At 68.3% G+C, this 15402-nt stretch carries 17 protein-coding genes and 1 pseudogene; 10 read left to right on the top strand and 8 right to left on the bottom strand.

Annotated features, from left to right (window positions below):
- The coding region (locus tag CV1CTNOD_RS09680) for an SDR family oxidoreductase (protein WP_131785797.1) at positions 1-906 on the bottom strand (906 nt) is incomplete at its 3' end.
- A gap of 95 nt (positions 907-1001) precedes the next feature.
- Here CV1CTNOD_RS09680 and CV1CTNOD_RS09675 point away from each other — a divergent pair.
- Together CV1CTNOD_RS09675 and CV1CTNOD_RS25585 are read left to right on the top strand one after the other, a co-directional pair.
- Entirely contained in the window at positions 1002-1571 is a 570-nt protein-coding gene (locus tag CV1CTNOD_RS09675) for a TetR/AcrR family transcriptional regulator (RefSeq protein ID WP_131785796.1), read from the top strand.
- A 32-nt stretch (positions 1572-1603) separates the two neighbouring features.
- On the top strand, positions 1604-1831 hold the full coding sequence (locus tag CV1CTNOD_RS25585) for a hypothetical protein (RefSeq protein WP_207386305.1): 228 nt from the start codon (positions 1604-1606) through the stop codon (positions 1829-1831).
- A 64-nt stretch (positions 1832-1895) separates the two neighbouring features.
- Here CV1CTNOD_RS25585 and CV1CTNOD_RS09665 read toward each other — a convergent pair whose 3' ends face one another.
- Positions 1896-2471: a dihydrofolate reductase family protein gene (locus CV1CTNOD_RS09665; RefSeq protein WP_131785795.1), complete on the bottom strand. Its 576-nt coding sequence runs from the start codon at positions 2469-2471 to the stop codon at positions 1896-1898.
- Positions 2472-2634: 163 nt separating this feature from the next.
- Here CV1CTNOD_RS09665 and CV1CTNOD_RS28215 point away from each other — a divergent pair.
- From CV1CTNOD_RS28215 to CV1CTNOD_RS09640, 4 genes and pseudogenes are all read left to right on the top strand, one after another.
- Positions 2635-3751, top strand: a pseudogene (locus tag CV1CTNOD_RS28215) (IS630 family transposase).
- Between the two features lie 243 nt (positions 3752-3994).
- Positions 3995-4558, top strand: a complete 564-nt coding sequence (locus CV1CTNOD_RS09650) for a hypothetical protein (protein ID WP_207386304.1) — start codon at positions 3995-3997, stop codon at positions 4556-4558.
- 513 nt (positions 4559-5071) lie between these two features.
- Positions 5072-6178, top strand: coding sequence for a TerD family protein (locus CV1CTNOD_RS09645; RefSeq protein ID WP_131785792.1), 1107 nt, complete (start codon positions 5072-5074; stop codon positions 6176-6178).
- 321 nt (positions 6179-6499) lie between these two features.
- Complete coding sequence (locus CV1CTNOD_RS09640) at positions 6500-6751, top strand: hypothetical protein (protein ID WP_207386303.1); 252 nt, start codon at positions 6500-6502, stop codon at positions 6749-6751.
- A 504-nt stretch (positions 6752-7255) separates the two neighbouring features.
- On the opposite strand, the gene CV1CTNOD_RS09635 is transcribed toward CV1CTNOD_RS09640, so the two are convergent.
- Together CV1CTNOD_RS09635 and CV1CTNOD_RS09630 are read right to left on the bottom strand one after the other, a co-directional pair.
- A complete protein-coding gene (locus CV1CTNOD_RS09635; RefSeq protein WP_131785790.1) occupies positions 7256-7498 on the bottom strand; it encodes a hypothetical protein in 243 nt (80 codons plus the stop codon).
- The gene (locus CV1CTNOD_RS09630; protein WP_242606553.1) at positions 7495-8571 is read right to left on the bottom strand and encodes a site-specific integrase; all 1077 of its coding nucleotides are present in this window, start codon (positions 8569-8571) and stop codon (positions 7495-7497) included. The genes CV1CTNOD_RS09635 and CV1CTNOD_RS09630 overlap by 4 nt, the downstream gene beginning before the upstream one ends.
- 323 nt (positions 8572-8894) lie before the next feature.
- Between CV1CTNOD_RS09630 and CV1CTNOD_RS09625 the strand changes: the two genes are divergently transcribed.
- Complete coding sequence (locus CV1CTNOD_RS09625; RefSeq protein ID WP_242606550.1) at positions 8895-9548, top strand: group II intron maturase-specific domain-containing protein; 654 nt, start codon at positions 8895-8897, stop codon at positions 9546-9548.
- A gap of 152 nt (positions 9549-9700) precedes the next feature.
- On the opposite strand, the gene CV1CTNOD_RS09620 is transcribed toward CV1CTNOD_RS09625, so the two are convergent.
- The 4 genes from CV1CTNOD_RS09620 to CV1CTNOD_RS09605 form a co-directional block, all read right to left on the bottom strand.
- Positions 9701-10060, bottom strand: a complete 360-nt coding sequence (locus tag CV1CTNOD_RS09620; RefSeq protein ID WP_131785788.1) for a MerR family transcriptional regulator — start codon at positions 10058-10060, stop codon at positions 9701-9703.
- Positions 10061-10272: 212 nt separating this feature from the next.
- Positions 10273-11457 (bottom strand): MDR family NADP-dependent oxidoreductase, encoded by a 1185-nt coding sequence (locus tag CV1CTNOD_RS09615; RefSeq protein ID WP_131785787.1) that lies wholly within the window; start codon positions 11455-11457, stop codon positions 10273-10275.
- 91 nt (positions 11458-11548) lie between these two features.
- Positions 11549-12502, bottom strand: coding sequence for a TauD/TfdA dioxygenase family protein (locus CV1CTNOD_RS09610; protein WP_131785786.1), 954 nt, complete (start codon positions 12500-12502; stop codon positions 11549-11551).
- A 13-nt stretch (positions 12503-12515) separates the two neighbouring features.
- Positions 12516-13676, bottom strand: coding sequence for an LLM class flavin-dependent oxidoreductase (locus CV1CTNOD_RS09605; RefSeq protein ID WP_131785785.1), 1161 nt, complete (start codon positions 13674-13676; stop codon positions 12516-12518).
- A gap of 104 nt (positions 13677-13780) precedes the next feature.
- Between CV1CTNOD_RS09605 and CV1CTNOD_RS25580 the strand changes: the two genes are divergently transcribed.
- Genes CV1CTNOD_RS25580 through CV1CTNOD_RS09590 form a run of 3 tightly spaced genes read left to right on the top strand, consistent with a single transcriptional unit; the run spans position 13781 to position 15292 of the window.
- Positions 13781-13969, top strand: a complete 189-nt coding sequence (locus CV1CTNOD_RS25580) for a hypothetical protein (RefSeq protein WP_207386301.1) — start codon at positions 13781-13783, stop codon at positions 13967-13969.
- A 32-nt stretch (positions 13970-14001) separates the two neighbouring features.
- Positions 14002-14337, top strand: a complete 336-nt coding sequence (locus tag CV1CTNOD_RS09595; RefSeq protein WP_131785801.1) for a muconolactone Delta-isomerase family protein — start codon at positions 14002-14004, stop codon at positions 14335-14337.
- Between the two features lie 13 nt (positions 14338-14350).
- Complete coding sequence (locus CV1CTNOD_RS09590; RefSeq protein ID WP_131785784.1) at positions 14351-15292, top strand: alpha/beta fold hydrolase; 942 nt, start codon at positions 14351-14353, stop codon at positions 15290-15292.
- Positions 15293-15402 lie beyond the last annotated feature (110 nt).

The raw sequence follows: 15402 nt of genomic DNA, 5'->3' as shown, positions 1-15402 counted from the left end.
GTTATGTATCATCGGAAAGAATTTTGGTTTACAGTCTACTAGGAGGGCCTGCAGGTCCTGGTGATTGGCGGCCAGGAAGTCCTCGAAGGTGCGCGCAGGGCGGCCTGTGAGATCTTGGACCGCCGATGTCGTCGTGGCCAGAGAGCCGCTCGCCACCTCCTTGAGAAGGATGGCGACATCTTCGGCGAATCGGGGTGGCAGGCCCTGAGATTTCAAGGTGGCGGCCAATTCCTCCGAGGGCAGATCCACATAGCGCACGGTCCGCCCCAGCGCGGCGGAGAGCTTGTCGGCGATCTGAGCGTGGGTGAGGGCCTGCGGTCCGGTGAGGACGAATATCTCGCCGTTGCCGTACGGGCCTGTCAGCAGCGTGGCAGCGCAGGCGGCGATGTCCTCGCAGTCGATGTAGGAGACCGGAGCATCCGCGTAGGAGCCGACCAGGTCCCCGTCGACGGTGAAGGAACCGGCCCCGGTGATGAAGTTCTGCATGAAGCCGCTCGGCTGCAGGAGCGACCAGCCAAGGCCCGATGCCTTCAGGTACTGCTCGATCTGCCAGTGTGCGCCTTCGGCGAGCCGTCCGCCCTCGTGGGCGTGCCAGACCGACACCTTCACGATCCTTGCGACGCCGGCCTTCCTCGCCGCATCGATGACCGCCTTCTGCTGGCGGATCATCGGCTGTTCCCCCTCCACCGGGTGCGCACCGGCGCCGTTGAGGAACAGGCGGTCGACCCCTTCCAGGGCCGCAACGATCGATCCAGGGTCGTCGAAGTCGCCGACGGCGAAGTCACAGTCCAGCACGCGGCCCTTGGCCTCGTCGCGGACCAGCGCCTTGAACGCGGCGCCGTCCTTCTGGAGCCGGCGCACGAGGGGTTTTCCGATGGAGCCGGTGGCACCGGTCACCAAGATCATTTTTACCTCCTGGCGGTAGGGCAGGGCCCACCCGATAATCTGAGTAAGCCTCGGGAAAACTATCCCGAGGATGCCTCGATTAGCAAGGAGGGCCGATGACCGATTCCCGGCGACGCCTGCGCGCCGACGCGCAGCGTAACCACGACCGGCTTTTGGTCGAGGCCGACGCGGCGTTCCGCGAGCAGGGAACGAACGCCTCGCTGGAGGGCATCGCCCGCCGGGCCGGCGTGGCGATCGGCACGCTCTATGCGCACTTCCCCACCCGTCGCGCCCTCATCGGCGCGCTGCTGCGCCAGCGCAACGACACAGTGCTCGACCGCGGCGAGGAACTGCTCGCCCATCCTTCGGCAGCGGTGGCGCTCACCGAATGGGTGCACTCAGTCATCGAACACGCCGCCGCCTACCAGGGACTTGCCGCCATGCTGGCCGAGGGCGTTGACGACCAGGCCTCCGAGCTCCACCAATCATGCGTCCAGATGACCGACATCGGCGACCGACTGATCGCCAAGGCCCGCGAGGCCGGCGCCCTCCGCCAGGACGCCACGGGCACCGACATCTTCGCGTTGATGAACGCCGCCGCCTGGATCTCCGAGCAGATGTCCCAGGAACAGGCCGACCGGCTCGTGGATCTCACCATGGGTGGACTTCTCACAGCGACAACCTGAAAACCGGATGCAACGACAGGTCGGCCCGCGTCGTGTCCAAGGGCGGCGCGATCGAGTACGTGCACCGGCAGACCGGCACCGCCCGCCCACTGCTCCGCCCGCTGCTCCGCCTGTTGGCCGGCCGCACCACCGGCCCGGTCTTCCTGCCCGACCGGCGCGCCCCGACCTCCTGGCCAGCCTCGTGCGCTACGTCCGGCTCGGTGGGGAGACCTCGGCCCGTGTCACCGCCGAGCATGATCCCGCCGCCCGCCGCCCGCTGACCAGCCGTTGCCCCTTTCGGGCTTACTTGGTTTGTCCCCCAAGTTCGCGTGGCTGAGGAGCCGCCTACCGCTTTAAGCCAACGGGTGGGTAGCGCACCGCATAGGTTAGGTACACAAACTGGTCGATCCGCTCGACGGTTGACAGGGTGAGCTGCGACGACGGCAGTCGCCGCGGCAGCAACGGCGCGCCGGCGCCGAGTGTCACCGGTGCCACGCCGAGGATGATCTCGTCCAGCAGCCCGTGGTCGGCAAACGCCCCGACGAGCTCACCGCCCCCGGTGAGCCACACATTCTTGCCTTGCGCGGCCGAGACCATCGTCTCGTGCACAGGCCGAACATCACCGCTGACGAACGTGATGCGCGCGTCGGGGACCGACGGAAGGTCGCGGTGCGTAAAGATCCAACTCGGGGTATCGCCGTACCACTCGCGCCACTTCTGCGGCTGGTCGAGCAGCTTCTCATGCTCTAGCACCCACTCGTAGGTGGTCGCTCCCATGACGAACGCGCCGACGCCCGCGAAGAACGCGGCGAACTGCTCGACGCCCTTCGACTCGACATCAAACAGCCAGTCGAGCGAATTGTTCCGGTCGGCAATGAATCCGTCGATGCTGGTTGCGGTGTAGTACTGGGTCTTGGTCACCGGTTCACCATGCCCCCGGACACCGGACACCGGACAAAGTGGCGAGGCTTTCGGAGATCAACACAAGACATGAAGAAGCGTCCCAGCAACGGTCCCGAAACCCGGTCAGCGACACGCGGTTTCGGAACTACTGATCTTTAATGTGTGAAGTCACTGATGATCGGTGGCGGCTGTAGGCGGTCGGGTAGCCCGTAGGTATGAGTACGCGACTGGTGGTGGGCTGACCGCCGCCGAGCAGGAGAAACGTGAACAGGTCCGGATGGCCGCGGCTGACCGGTTCGCCCAGGGATGGGCCCAGGTGGAGGTGGCTGAGGAGTTCCGGGTAACGCGTAAGACCGCGAGCCGCTGGTATCACGCCTGGGAATTGGGAGGTATGGCGGCGCTGCGTTCCCGGGGGCCGGCGTCACGGTGCCGGCTGGGCCCGGTGGACATCGCCCGGTTGGAGGCGATCTTGCGTCGTGGTCCGCGGGCGCGCGGATGGGAGGATCAGCGGTGGACGTTGGCCCGGGTCCGGCAGGTCATCGCGCGCACGTTCGGGCAGATGTACACCCTGGCCGGGGTGTGGACGCTGCTGGATCGGTATGGCTGGTCGTGTCAGCTGCCCGCCGCCCGCCCGCCCGTCGGGCGAGTGAACGCGACGACGGTGCGGTTGAGGTGTGGAAGGCGCAGGTGTGGTCGCAGGTAAAAGCACCGCGGCGGCCCGGGACGCCTGGATCTGTTTCGTCGATGAGACAGGGCAGGGACTGAGGCCGCCACGCGCCTGGACCTGGGGGCGGCGCGGGGTCACCCCGATCATCCGGGTGCCGGGGCGGGGTTCGGGCCGAGTGAGCGTGATCGGGATGGTCTGCTACAAACCCGGCCGGCGGGCCCGGCTGTTCTACCGGACCCGTGTCCACCACGGGCGTCCCGGTGAGCGCAAGGGGCTGGGCTGGGCCGACTGCCGGGATCTGCTGGCTGCTGCGCACGCCCGGCTGGACGGGGGCCGTCTGGTCCTGGTCTGGGACCGTCCCAACATTCACGTGCAGGCGGAGATGATCGACTTCCTGGCCGCGCACGCTGACTGGGTGGGTGTCGTGCTGCTGCCGACCTACGCGCCTGAGATCAATCCGGTGGAGGGCGTCTGGTCGCATCTGAAACGCACGGTGCTGGCGAACCTGGCCGCCCGTGACATCGACCAGGTACACCGGACGGTCAAGCAGGGGTTGAAACGGATGCAGTACCGGCCCGGTCTGATCGTCGGGTTCCTCGCCGGAACCGGGCTGGCATGGGAAGGCTTGTGATGCTGTGACTCCACACGTTAAACATCAGTAGTTTTCGGGACGGGTTTCGGGGCCATCGCACCATGATTGTCGAACGTCCCGGGAACGACCGATACGGGGACGGCTGCTGGAGCCGTGGGTGTCATCGAGCGGGCGGCTCGTGCTCGACGAGTAGGCCAGTCAACGGCTTGGCGGCGGCCTCTGTCGCCGGCGTCCCGGCCAAGGGCGGCAGATCCAGCATCATCGGTCTCGTGCGTGAGGCTCGTGTGCAGGTCACTGATCAGCGCCTACCTGGCCTTGGCCGCCTCGGTCGGACTCGCGGTGGCGGCCCCGGCCGCGGCACGTCGACTCCCGCCGCGACGCGCCGCCACTCTCCTGGTTGCCGCCGCGGTTATCGCCGGCTGTGGGTGGACGTGGGATCTGGCTCTGCTGGCCTGGACACTGATCGGTCAGTTTCCCCCGGTGCGGCGGCTCGGGCGCTGGTCCAGCCCGGTCCTGGCTACCAACGACCCGGTGTCACCGATCACCGCCATCATTGCCGCGGGAACCTCCGCTCTGCCCGTCCTGCGCTGCGGCCGGGATGTCAGCTGGCTGCTGCGCACGGCGCGTCATGCCCACGCGGCGGCCGACGGCGGCCTGGTCGTCCTTGACGATCCGGCGCCGCGTGCGCTTGCTGTGCCGGGACTACCCGGGCGGGTGATGGTCACCTCGTCCTGCTGCGCGCCCTGTCCGCGGCGGAACGGCGGGTTCTGCTCGCTCACGAACAGGCCCACCTCCGCCACGGCCACATCGGCTACCGGCTTGCCGTCCGCCTCGCCGCCGGCCTGAACCCGCTGGTGGGGCCGGTGGTCGCCGACTGCGACTACGCGTTGGAACGGTGGGCCGACGAAGATGCCGCAGTGGTTGGCGACCGTGGCCTCGCCGCAGTGGTGCTCAGCCGCGCGGCCCTCGCCGGCATCGGCACCGACGCGGCTGCTCCCCGGTGTTGGCGTTCCACGAGCATGCGGTGTCCCGCCGGGTCGCGGCGCTCCTCGCCCCGCCCCACCGCCACGATGGCTACCCGCGGTGCTTCCGGCTGCTCTCGGGCTGATCGCCGCCGCATCCGCTGTCGAGGCCAGCCGCGAAATAGAGCGTATGTCCGATATGGCTGTGCGCGTCCGGTCTCAATATCCGTGCTTTCAGCGTCCACCTCAACCGCGATCGACACCGTCTCCGCGGTACCGGCTGGGGGCTCTATGGATGTTCCCACCCGCGTAGCCACACTCTTGTTATTCCGATTACTGGCCCGTGTTCAAGCGTAGAGAAAATGGTGGGTGACCTGCTGGTCGAGGTCTTGGGGATATGGTCCCGGTATGTGCGCTGCGACGGTTGCGGCCATGCACAAAGGGGGGAAACGTCACCCTCAGTGCCCTGGCTGACGAGCTCGGTTCTGTCTCGGTCATTCTTGAGTGGGCTGCTGAGAAGGGGCATCCGCTCGACGCGGATGTGAGCGTGCTCCTGCTCGGGGATGACGGGAAGGTCCGGTCGAACGACGATTTCGTCTTCTACAACCAGCCGTCCGGGGCGGGCGGGACGGTCAGGCTCCGTGGTAAGACGTCCTGCGTCGAGGAGCGGTACACGGCCTTCACCGACGTCGTTGACGTCGATATGGACGACGTTCCAGACAGCGTCGAACGAGTGTTGCTCGCCGCCAGCCTGGACGGCGGTGACGGGGACTGTTTTGGTCGGCTGGAGTACTTGCGGCTGCGGTTGTTACGCGGGTCCGACGCGGCGGAACTGCTTCGCTTCGACGTCACGGACGCCTCAACCGAGACAGCGTTCATGCTCGGGGAGGTCTACCGCCGTGCCGGGCAGTGGAAGTTCCGTGCGGTCGGCCAGGGATACGACACCGGCCTGGCGACACTCGTTACCGAGTACGGCGTCGAGGTCGACTCGGACGAGGAGGACAGCCCGATGCCCAGCCAAGCCGAGCCAACGGCGTCCGCAGACACGGATTCCGCGGACGAAGGCGGCGCCAGCTCCGGGGTGAGAGTTTCCACCGAGGTGGCTCCGGCGGGTGCGTCTCGTCCGCCGGCCCGTGGCAGGGAACGGCGAACCCAGACGGTCACCACGAAGAAACGCAGGCCGGCGCGGCGGCTGTCGGCGTCGAAGGCGAGACGGCCGGATACTGCGGAGGCGGAGCAGGGTTGGCAACCGGCGAGGCTTTTCCCCGTGGCGGGTATCGGTGGTGCGGCGGAGCAGGAACGGCGCGTGACGTCAGCTCTGCTCGCGGTCTTGGGGTCCGTGCGTGAGTTCGGCCGCGCTGTGACGACCCGGTTCGGGGCACCTGCTGGCCAGGTCGAGACGTTCATCGAGGTCCCGTTCAGCCGGGGCGACGAGCCCTACGTGCCGGACGGGTTGATCAGAGCGACGCGGGGCAGCGCACATGGACTGCGCTGGTCGAGGTGAAGACGGGTGCGGGTGAACTCCGCCCGGAGCAGGTCAAGGCGTACCTCGACATCGCTCGGGAACAGCGGTTCGACGCCGTGCTCACCATCTCCAACCTGATCACAGCGTCGGACGAACGTCACCCCATCGCGATCGACGGACGGAAGACCAAGAAAGTCAGTGTCTACCATCTGTCGTGGGCGGAGATACGATTTCGCTGCCAGCTCCTGATTGAGAACAACTCGGTGGTGGACGCCACCCAGAAATATATTCTTGGTGAGTTCTTCCGATATCTTGACCATGCACGCTCCGGTGCGGAGACGTTCGATGAAATGGGACCTCATGAGGGACAGCGTGTCGGCGGGCACGCTGCGGCCCACGGACAAAGGACTGCCTTCCGTTGTCGAACGCTTCGACCAGCTTGCCCACTATCTGTGCCTGCACCTGGGTGGGCTGCTGGGTATCGAGGTCATCCCCCACGCGAACCGCCGTGTGGACGCGACACAGCGACGGCAGATACTGGCCGAGGAGCTTTGCCGGAACGGCACCCTGTCCGCGATGCTGCGCATCCCCAGGGGGCAGTTGGTCCGGTGAGCATCGCTGCTCCTCGCCAGGGACGTCCGTTCACCCGTGTGAAGTGGATTATGAGGCAGCTCGGGGATGCGAACGGAAATCTGCGGGTCGAATCTTTCGACCAGGGGTCGCGGGATTCCGCCCGAGCCGAGCTTCTCGCCTTGGTACGGCAGAAGCCGGATATCCTGGTTGCCGATGCGGCATGTGATATTCGAACCTTTCGTATTTCCTTGAGTGCCCCCTCGGGACGAAACGCGGCGCCGGGAAGGGTACGTTTGTCACGTCGGTGGTGGACACCCTGGAGAAGTTCTACGAAGAGATGGTACAGAACCTGCGCGAATGGCGTGACTCCAGCGAGGCCGTTCCGGCGGGCAATGGCACTTCGATCGAGGAAACATAGCCCTGTGCACGGGGAGCCACTACTCGCGCACGACCTGCCAGCGTCCGACCGCCATCCACCGGCCGATTCCTCCAGCTCCCGGACGGCACCGAGCGAGGTTGGGTAGGGAGCTGGAAACGGAACGGTCATCCGTCACCGCGCCAGCTCCCTACCCAACCAGGCTCCGGGGTGACCCCGCGCCGCCGTCCGGCCGCGATCCACGCCTCGACGCACTCCTGGGTGGGTGCCTCCTGCCCGGGAAACTCGCCGCGGGTGAACGCGGCGAACCGCGCCAGCATCCGCTCCTCGGTGTCGTACTTGTAGCCGACGGCCCGCTTCTCCGCGACCAGCGCCATGACCGCGCCGGTCAGCGTGATCTCCGTGCTCACCGTGACGCCTCCCCGCCGGCTGGCGCGTCCGGGTCCAGCGCGCACCTGGCCAGCAGGGCCAGCGACGACTTCAGATAGACGCCGGTCGACTCGACGGACTGGTGTCCAAGAATGTCGGCGATCTGCTCGACCGGGGTGCCACCTTCCATCAAGCGGGTCGCGAGCGTATGACGCAGCGAGTGCATGCCATGGCGGCGCTGCTCACTGATCCGCACGTGTGCGACCCGGGCGTGCTTGACCAGGATCTGGTGGAGATGGTCCTGGTCAGAGAACGGGCCGATCGGGGCGACGTGCCGCACGAACACCTGCGGGCAGTCGCAGTCCGGCCGGCCATGCTGGATGTAGTCGATGACCGCCCATCCGACCTGCCTGAGCAGCGGCAACTCCACCCGGTGGCCGGTCTTGGCCTGCACCACGGTCAGCCGGTTGCCCGGCCAGTCGAAGTCGGCAAACTCGAGCCGTCTGACGTCGACGCTCCTCAACCCGAGTGTCGCGATCAGCAGGATGATCGCGTAGTCCCGTTTCCCGCACGGGTTGTCCCGGTCGATCGCCTCCAGGACCCGCGCCACGTCACGGGCATCCCACACCGACGGGATCCTGGTCTGCCTGCTGCCGCGCACCGCCGGAACCAGGTCCAGGACGGCGGCGTCGACCAGACCGTCGGCCGCGGCGAACCGCAGCAACGACCGCACCGCGCACATCTTCTGCTCGACCGTCTTGACCTGGTAACCCGAAAGCGTCGCGACGAACGCGTCGAGGACAGCGACATTCAACTGGGACAACCCGCCGCGGGTGTCGACGAACCCGAGGAACTCCTCAGCGGTCGTTCCGTACGTCCGCTGCGTTGAGACTGAACGCCCGGCGGCCCGCAGCGACGCGTGGAACCGGGCGAGAATCCTCGCGCCGTCGCCGGTCACCTTATCGACAGACCGGGAGTAGCGGCGCAGCACCGCCCCGTGCACCGCGAAGTCGTCCAGCATCGACGCGACCCTGAACAGGTAGACATCCGTCTGCCGGAGCGTGCCCGCACGCTCCCTGGCAAAGAACCCGCACGCATCGTCGACCCACGCCATCGCCACGTCCAGGAGAACTCCTCTACATCCCGGACGGCGAAGTACCGCTCCAACCGGCGCCAGCAGCCCCGGTACCAGACCAGCGTCGAGTCCTTGTAGCCCAGACGCCGCAACTCCACATCCAGACTCGACACCAAAACGGATAAAGCCACCATTACGAACCGACCTCCGATCGGTGCAGGCCGGCACCATGCCGACCCGCCGATCAGAATCGTCGGCGCGTTATGTGCAGCGATCCAACCCCAACCGGCCCCCTGACCACGACAAACGACCCGGCGCTGCGCATAATCCAGCGCTGTTCATTAGGCTCCGCGATATCGCCCGTGCTGGCGAACCTGTTCCTGCATTACGCGTTCGACGTCTGGATGGAAAGGGAACATCCGACCGTCCGGTTCGAGCGCTATTGTGATGACGCGGTCGTGCACTGCGTCTCGGAGGGGCAGGCGCACCGCGTGGCGCGGGGGATCGCGGACAGGATGGCCGAGGTTGGGCTGAAACTACACCCAGCTAAGACCAGGATCGTGTACTGCAAGGACGGAAGCCGGCGCCAGCAGTATCCGCGCGTCGCGTTTACCTTCCTGGGGTTCACGTTTCGTCCTCGACCGGCGTGGACGAAGAACGGTGTGGTCTTTGCATCGTTTCAGCCCGCGATCAGCAATGAAGCCCTGAAACGGATCAGCGGGGAAGTACGCCAGTGGCGGCTACACCACTGGGTCGGGCTGGATATCGACCAGGTGGCACGCAGGATAAACCCGATCGTGCGAGGCTGGATGCAGTACTACGGGGCGTTCTACCGTTCCGTGCTCAACCCACTCCTACAGCGCATCAACGGCTACGTCATGCGCTGGCTCCGCAAGAAGTATCGACGGCTGCGGAACGTCAAGAGAGCCGCGGCGGCCTGGCAGCGGATCACCAGCCAGCAGCCCCGACTCTTCGCCCACTGGGCATGGGCCGCAGCGTCCTGGCGGACAGGATGACAAGAGCCCGGTGACGAGAGATCGTCACGCCGGGATCTGCGGGAGCCCGGGGGTGAGATCCCCCCGGGCTACCCGACCGCTAACCTTGTCAGACTCCGCTGGACGTGACCCCGTCCTGCCACGCCCCCGTTCCGGGGTCGCGGTGGGCCTGGTCAGCGGGTGAGGGCTAGGCGGTGGGCTAGGCGGTCGCGTAGTTCGGTGAGGGCGGTGATGCGTTCGTCCAGTGAGCTGAGGCGGCGGGCGGCGACCGCGAGGGCGGTGGAACAACCGGGGGCTGACTCGAACTGCTCGGGCAGCGGCTGGTCGAGGAAGTCGAGGAGCGATCGGATGTCGTCGACGGTGAACCCGCTGGCCAGCAGATGCCGGATATTGGCCACGACCGTCACCGCGCCCACGTCGTAGAGGCGGTACCCGAAACGGTTGCGCGGGGGTTGGAGCAGCCCCTGCTCCTCATAGTACCGCAAGGCGCGGGGGGTGGTACCGGACGCGCGGGCCAGTTCACCGATCTGCATGCATCCACCACCATCTCGTTCCAGGCATCTGCCGGCTCCCGGGCGGGCCGGGTGACCGGGCGCTCGCGACCACCGTAGTCCCCGGCTCGCCGGGATCTCGGGCAGCCGCACGGGTGGGCACACCCAGACAACAGTGGTCGCGAGCGCGTCCAGAACGAAGACCAGCTCCGGGCGCTAAGGCGCTCCGGAGGCCGGGTGGGGCCGTGGCCCGGCTACCGGTCGGGTCGGACGAGGACCCGTCCGGTGAAGGCTCCGCGCATCAGGTCGGAGAAGGCACGCGGGGCGTTCTCGATCCCGTCCACGATGGACTCGTCGAGCCGGAGCTGGCCGGTGGCGAGCCAGCTGCCGACCTCCGCCTCGGCCTCGGCCTGTCGGTCGAGGAAGTCGCTGGTCCGGAACCCGCGCAGGGTGAGGCGGTTGGCGATGGCGAATCCCAGATCGGGCTCCGTCTCCCGCTCCGTGCTCTGTGCCGGGTCCGTTGCCGTGTCCTGCGGCCTGTGGATTGGCACGGTCTCGCCGCCGGCGAGCACCTGGTCAGGCATCCGGCGTGGTCTGTTCAGGCGCTCCAGCAGCCCGCACAGCGCCACCCGGCCGTGCGGGCGCATCAGGCGCAGCGCGGTGGCGAGCTGAGCGCCGCCGGTGTTGTCGAAGCAGACGTCGATGCCACCCGGAGCGTGTTCGCGAAGCTGGTCGAGGACCGGGCCGTCCCGGTAGTCGAACGCCGCGTCGAAGCCGAGCGCCCCGGTGAGATGGGCGACCTTGCCCGCCGACCCGGCGCTGCCGATGACTCGGCCGGCACCCCGCAGCCGCGCGATCTGACCGGCGAGCCCGCCGACCGCACCGGCCGCGCCGGAGACGAAGACGACGTCGCCTGTACGCAGCTCCGCCACCGCCACCAGGCCCGCCCAGGCGGTCAGCAGCGGGGCGAGGTGGGCGGTCGGGGTCGGGAACGCGGCCGGGTCCACCCGCCGCAGCGCGGCGGTGTCGGCGACCACGTACTCCTGCCAGCCCTTCTGGTGACGCACGACGTCGCCGACGGCGAACGCCGGGTCGGCGCTGGCGATCACCTCGCCGAGCGCCTCGCCGATCACGACGTCGCCGATGCCGAGCCGGGGCAGCGGCAGGCCGGTGTTGTCGTCGAGGAACAGGCGGGTGGCCGCGTCGAGGGCGAAGTAGGTGGTGCGTACGACCGCCTGCCCGGCCCGCGGTGCCGGCACGGCGGCCTGCTCCAGCGTGAAGTCGTCCGGTGTGGGCAGGCCGGCCGGACGCGCGGCGAGACGCACCTGCCAGCCGGACGCCGGCAGCGCGGTGACGCCACGCGTCGCCGGCCCGGTGGACACACGCGCCGGGCCCGCGGGCCCGGCGGTGGATGACGCGATCGGTACGGACGTGTTCATGGCCGCGGACGCTATGGCCTGCCGCCAACGTGAAGGTCAAGCCCGCCACGCCGAAGCGGGCGGGCCGCGCCGAAGTCAGTCTGCGGTGGGGTCAGTCTGCGGTGAAGGGGTGGCCGGCGACCAGCTGTGAGGTGAATCCGTCCGGCCCGACCGGCACGTCGCCGATCAGCGTCACCCGGTGCAGGACCCGTTCGACCGGCAGCCGGCTCAGGTCGGTCGGGCCCAGATGTGCCGTGGCCCGGTTGTCCCAGAAGGCAACGCTGCCGGGCTCCCAGTGGAAACGAACGGTGTAGTCCGGACGAGCGATCTCCTCGAACAGCAGCTCGAGAATGCGGCGGCTCTCCCCCGGGTCGAGCTGGAGAATCCGGGTGGTGAAGTTCGGATTCACGAACAGCGCCCGCTCGCCGGTCTCCGGATGCACCCGTACCACCGGGTGGATGGCGACGAGGGGCGCGGACCGGGCGCGCGCCGCCTGGCCCTCCTCGTCGTCGACGGGAAGCGCGGCCCGGAACCGGTGCTCGGCCCGGAGCTGGTCGACGAAGCCACGCAGCGGCGCCGACAGGCCCTCATACGCGGCGACCAGGTTGGTCCAGGTGGTGTCGCCGCCGAATTCGGGCACGATCTCGGCGCGCAGCACCGAGGCGGCCGGCGGGTTCACGGCGGCGGTGAGATCGGTGTGCCAGCCCGCGAAGTAGGTGAAGTGCCGCTGGGAGTTAATCTGTTCCTGATAGTCCGTGCCGTACATCTCCTCGTACTTACGCGGGTCGACGGTGAGAATCTCCGGGTGCCGCTCAGGGGGCGCGTCCTCATGGGGGTGCGCCCGGGTCGTCTGGCCGAAACGACGCGCGAAGGCGATCTGTTCGTCGTGCCCCAGCCGCTGCCCGCGGAAGAAAATCACCTTGTAGGTGAGCAGCGCCTGGCGGATCTCGGCGACGACCTGGTCGTCGAGGGAGCCGCTGATATCCACCCCGCTGATTTCGGCGCCGATGTGCCCGGCCAGGCGGCGGTTACCGATCGTCGTCGGCGGACCTGAAATGATGGTCATGACCACTCCTTAATCATGATTCCACGCCAACCGCCGACCGCTCCAAGTCGGCGGCCTCGGCCGACGCTGACGCTGACGGTTCCGTTGCCGTTGATCCCGGTGTTGACGATCCCGGTGCGGACAGTTCCGTCAGCAGCCGTTCGGCGAAGAGCCGCAGGGTCCGCCGGGACTCCTCGATGGGAGTGCTGCCGGAGTTGATCTGAAGACTCACGGTGACGTCGCCGTACCAGGATCGGAGCGTCTCCAGCTGCTCCCGTACCTGGTCCGGAGTGCCGGCGAGGACGTTGTTCGCGCGCAGCGACTCCTCGTAGGTGGTGCTGGCGACCTGGCGGACGACGCTGTCGTACCCGGGGTACTGGTCGCTGCGGGTGCGACCCCAGGCCGCGACGGCGTCGGCGAGCTTGCGGGTGTTGTTCGCGGAGTCCGCGCGGCCGAAATCGCGGGCCCGCTCTCCGTCGACGTCGTCGAGATGCACGCTGAAACTCATCTGTACGTGCTCGTCAGCGGACGAGAAACCGGCGGTGGCCCGGGCGGCCCGATAGCCGCCGAGCATTTCCTGAACCCGTTCCCGCCGGGCCACCGAGGGCACCAGCAGCAGACCGTAACCGGCTGCCCCGGCCGCCGCGCAGGATTCCGGTGACCGGGCCGCCGCCACCAGGATCGGCGGGTGCGGGCGCTGGAAGGGACGCGGCAGCAGCGTCACCGGCCCGAACTGGAACAACGAGGTGTCGACGACGACGTCCTCTTCCGACCAGAGCCGGCGGACGGCCTCGACGCCCTGGTCGAACCGCTCCCGAGAGCTGTCGATGGGCACGTTGAACGCCTCGAACTCGTCGGGGAGGAAAGCCCGCCCGAATCCGGCGTCGAGCCGGCCGTGGGAGATGTTGTCGAGCATGGCGAGTTTGCCGGCGAGTTGCACCGGATGCGTGAAGGCGGGGATGACGGCCCCGGTGACCAATCTGATCCGGCTGGTCCGGCCGGCGATCGCGGCGAGCAGGGTCACCGGGTCCGGGCTGTACCCGCCCCACGGGAAGAAATAGTGCTCAACGGTTTTCACATGGGCGAATCCCAGCTCCTCCGCCAGGACCGCGAGCTCGATGGCCTCCTCATACCAGGTGGCCGCGGATTTCTCATCCGGCGCGACCGTGGGGAACAGGTTGATCCCGAACTTCATGACCGCTCCTGACGTCGACACACGGGCGGGTGCCCCGGCACGTTTTCCGATGACGCTCGAACGGCGCTGGAGCCCGGGTAAATCCGGCTGCCGCGGCACCCGGTGTGACCGTCCTGTCGCCGCGGGCGCCGCGGGCGTTGCGGGCGTTGCGGGCGCTGCGGGCACTGCGGGCGCTGCGGGCACTGCGGGCACTGCGGGCGCTGCGGCTCCAGCTCCGGTCGAGCCGCGTTCCAGGGCTGGCACCGAGTGTGGAGACATACCGAACCACCACATCCCAAGCCACCACATCGTAAGCAGCACATCTCAAGCTAATCGGAGGAATTCCATGGCGCTATTCGCCGTCCTGACGGCGCAGAACCCCACCGGCATCTCGGCGGACGAGTTCCGCGCCCGACTGCCCGAGGGCTTCGCGTACTTCACCCAGCTCGTGGAAAAGGGAATCGTCACCCACAGCTGGATCCGGGTGGGGGAATCCGGCGGGCTGAACATTTTCGACGTGTCCTCGCACGCGGAGCTCAGCGACGCGCTGTACAACAACCCGCTGAGCCCCCATCTGACCTTCACGGTCTACCCGTTGGCCCAGCCGGAGGACTTCGACGTCGACGCGGACGCCGCGGCGGCCGCGGCCCGGACGGCCGGCTCGCCGGCCACGGCCGGCTGACCCGGGGCCGGCGATGCCCACCCTGACCTCGTACGACGGCACCCCCATCAGCTACCGGCTCCTCGGTTCCGGGCCGCCGCTGCTGGTCGTGCCCGGTGGCCCGCGCGCTTCGGAGTACCTCGGCGATCTCGGCGGGCTGGCGGCCGACGTCACCCTGATCCGGTTCGACGCCCGCGGCACCGGCGACTCCGGCCTCCCGGCTGACGAGGCGAGCTACGCCTACCCGCGGCTCGCCGACGACGTCGAAGCCGTCCGCCGGCAGCTTGGTCTGGACCGGGTCGCGGTGCTCGGCCACTCCGCGGGGGCCGCGGTGGCGCAGGCGTACGCGTCCACCTATCCGGACCGGGTGGAGCGGCTGATCCTCGTCACCCCTGGCCCGCAGTACGTCGGAGCGGACGGAGCTGATCTGCCGGCGATCCTGGCCGCACGGTCGGCGGAGCCGTGGTATCCGGAGGTGACCGCGGCGTTCGGTGAGCTGTTCGCGCTCGGTCCCGACGCGGACCCGGCCACCGTGCTCGGCATGCTGGCGCGGGTCGCGCCCGCCGGCTACGGAGCGTGGGGCCCGGCCCAGCGGGACCATGCCGCGAAGGCGCCGAGCCAGTTCGGGCTGGCGGCCTGGGCGGGGTTCGACCGCACTGACGAAGGCCCGGCCATCCTCGCCCGGCTCGCCACCGTCACGTCACCTGTGCTGGTGGTGACCGGGGCGTTGGACGCCATGGCGGGGGTGGCTGTGGGAGACGTCGTGGCCGGAGTCTTCCCGGATGCCCGGCACGTGACCTTGGCCGGCGCCGGTCACTATCCGTGGGTGGACGAGCCGGCGGCCTTCGCCGCGACGGTCCGGTCCTTCCTGCATCTCCCGGAGCCCCGGCGGGAGACGGCCGCCCCTACGGCTGCCCCGTCAGCCGCCCCCACGGCTGTGCCGGTGGCCGGCCGCCGGCGGGGGCCGGCCGTATGAAGACGAAAGTGGCCGGACACCCCCAGATTGAACTGCAACGTTTAGTGTTGGTTCTTGATAAACTGAAACGTTTAGTGTAGGTTCTTGGCGTCGCTCCGCACACGAAGGAG

Origin of the sequence: Protofrankia symbiont of Coriaria ruscifolia (assembly GCF_900634745.1) — a bacterium.
Classification (GTDB): Bacteria; Actinomycetota; Actinomycetes; order Frankiales; family Frankiaceae; genus Protofrankia; species Protofrankia californiensis.
Note: the sequence above shows the minus strand (reverse complement) of the source record. Positions and strands in the feature narration are given on the sequence as shown.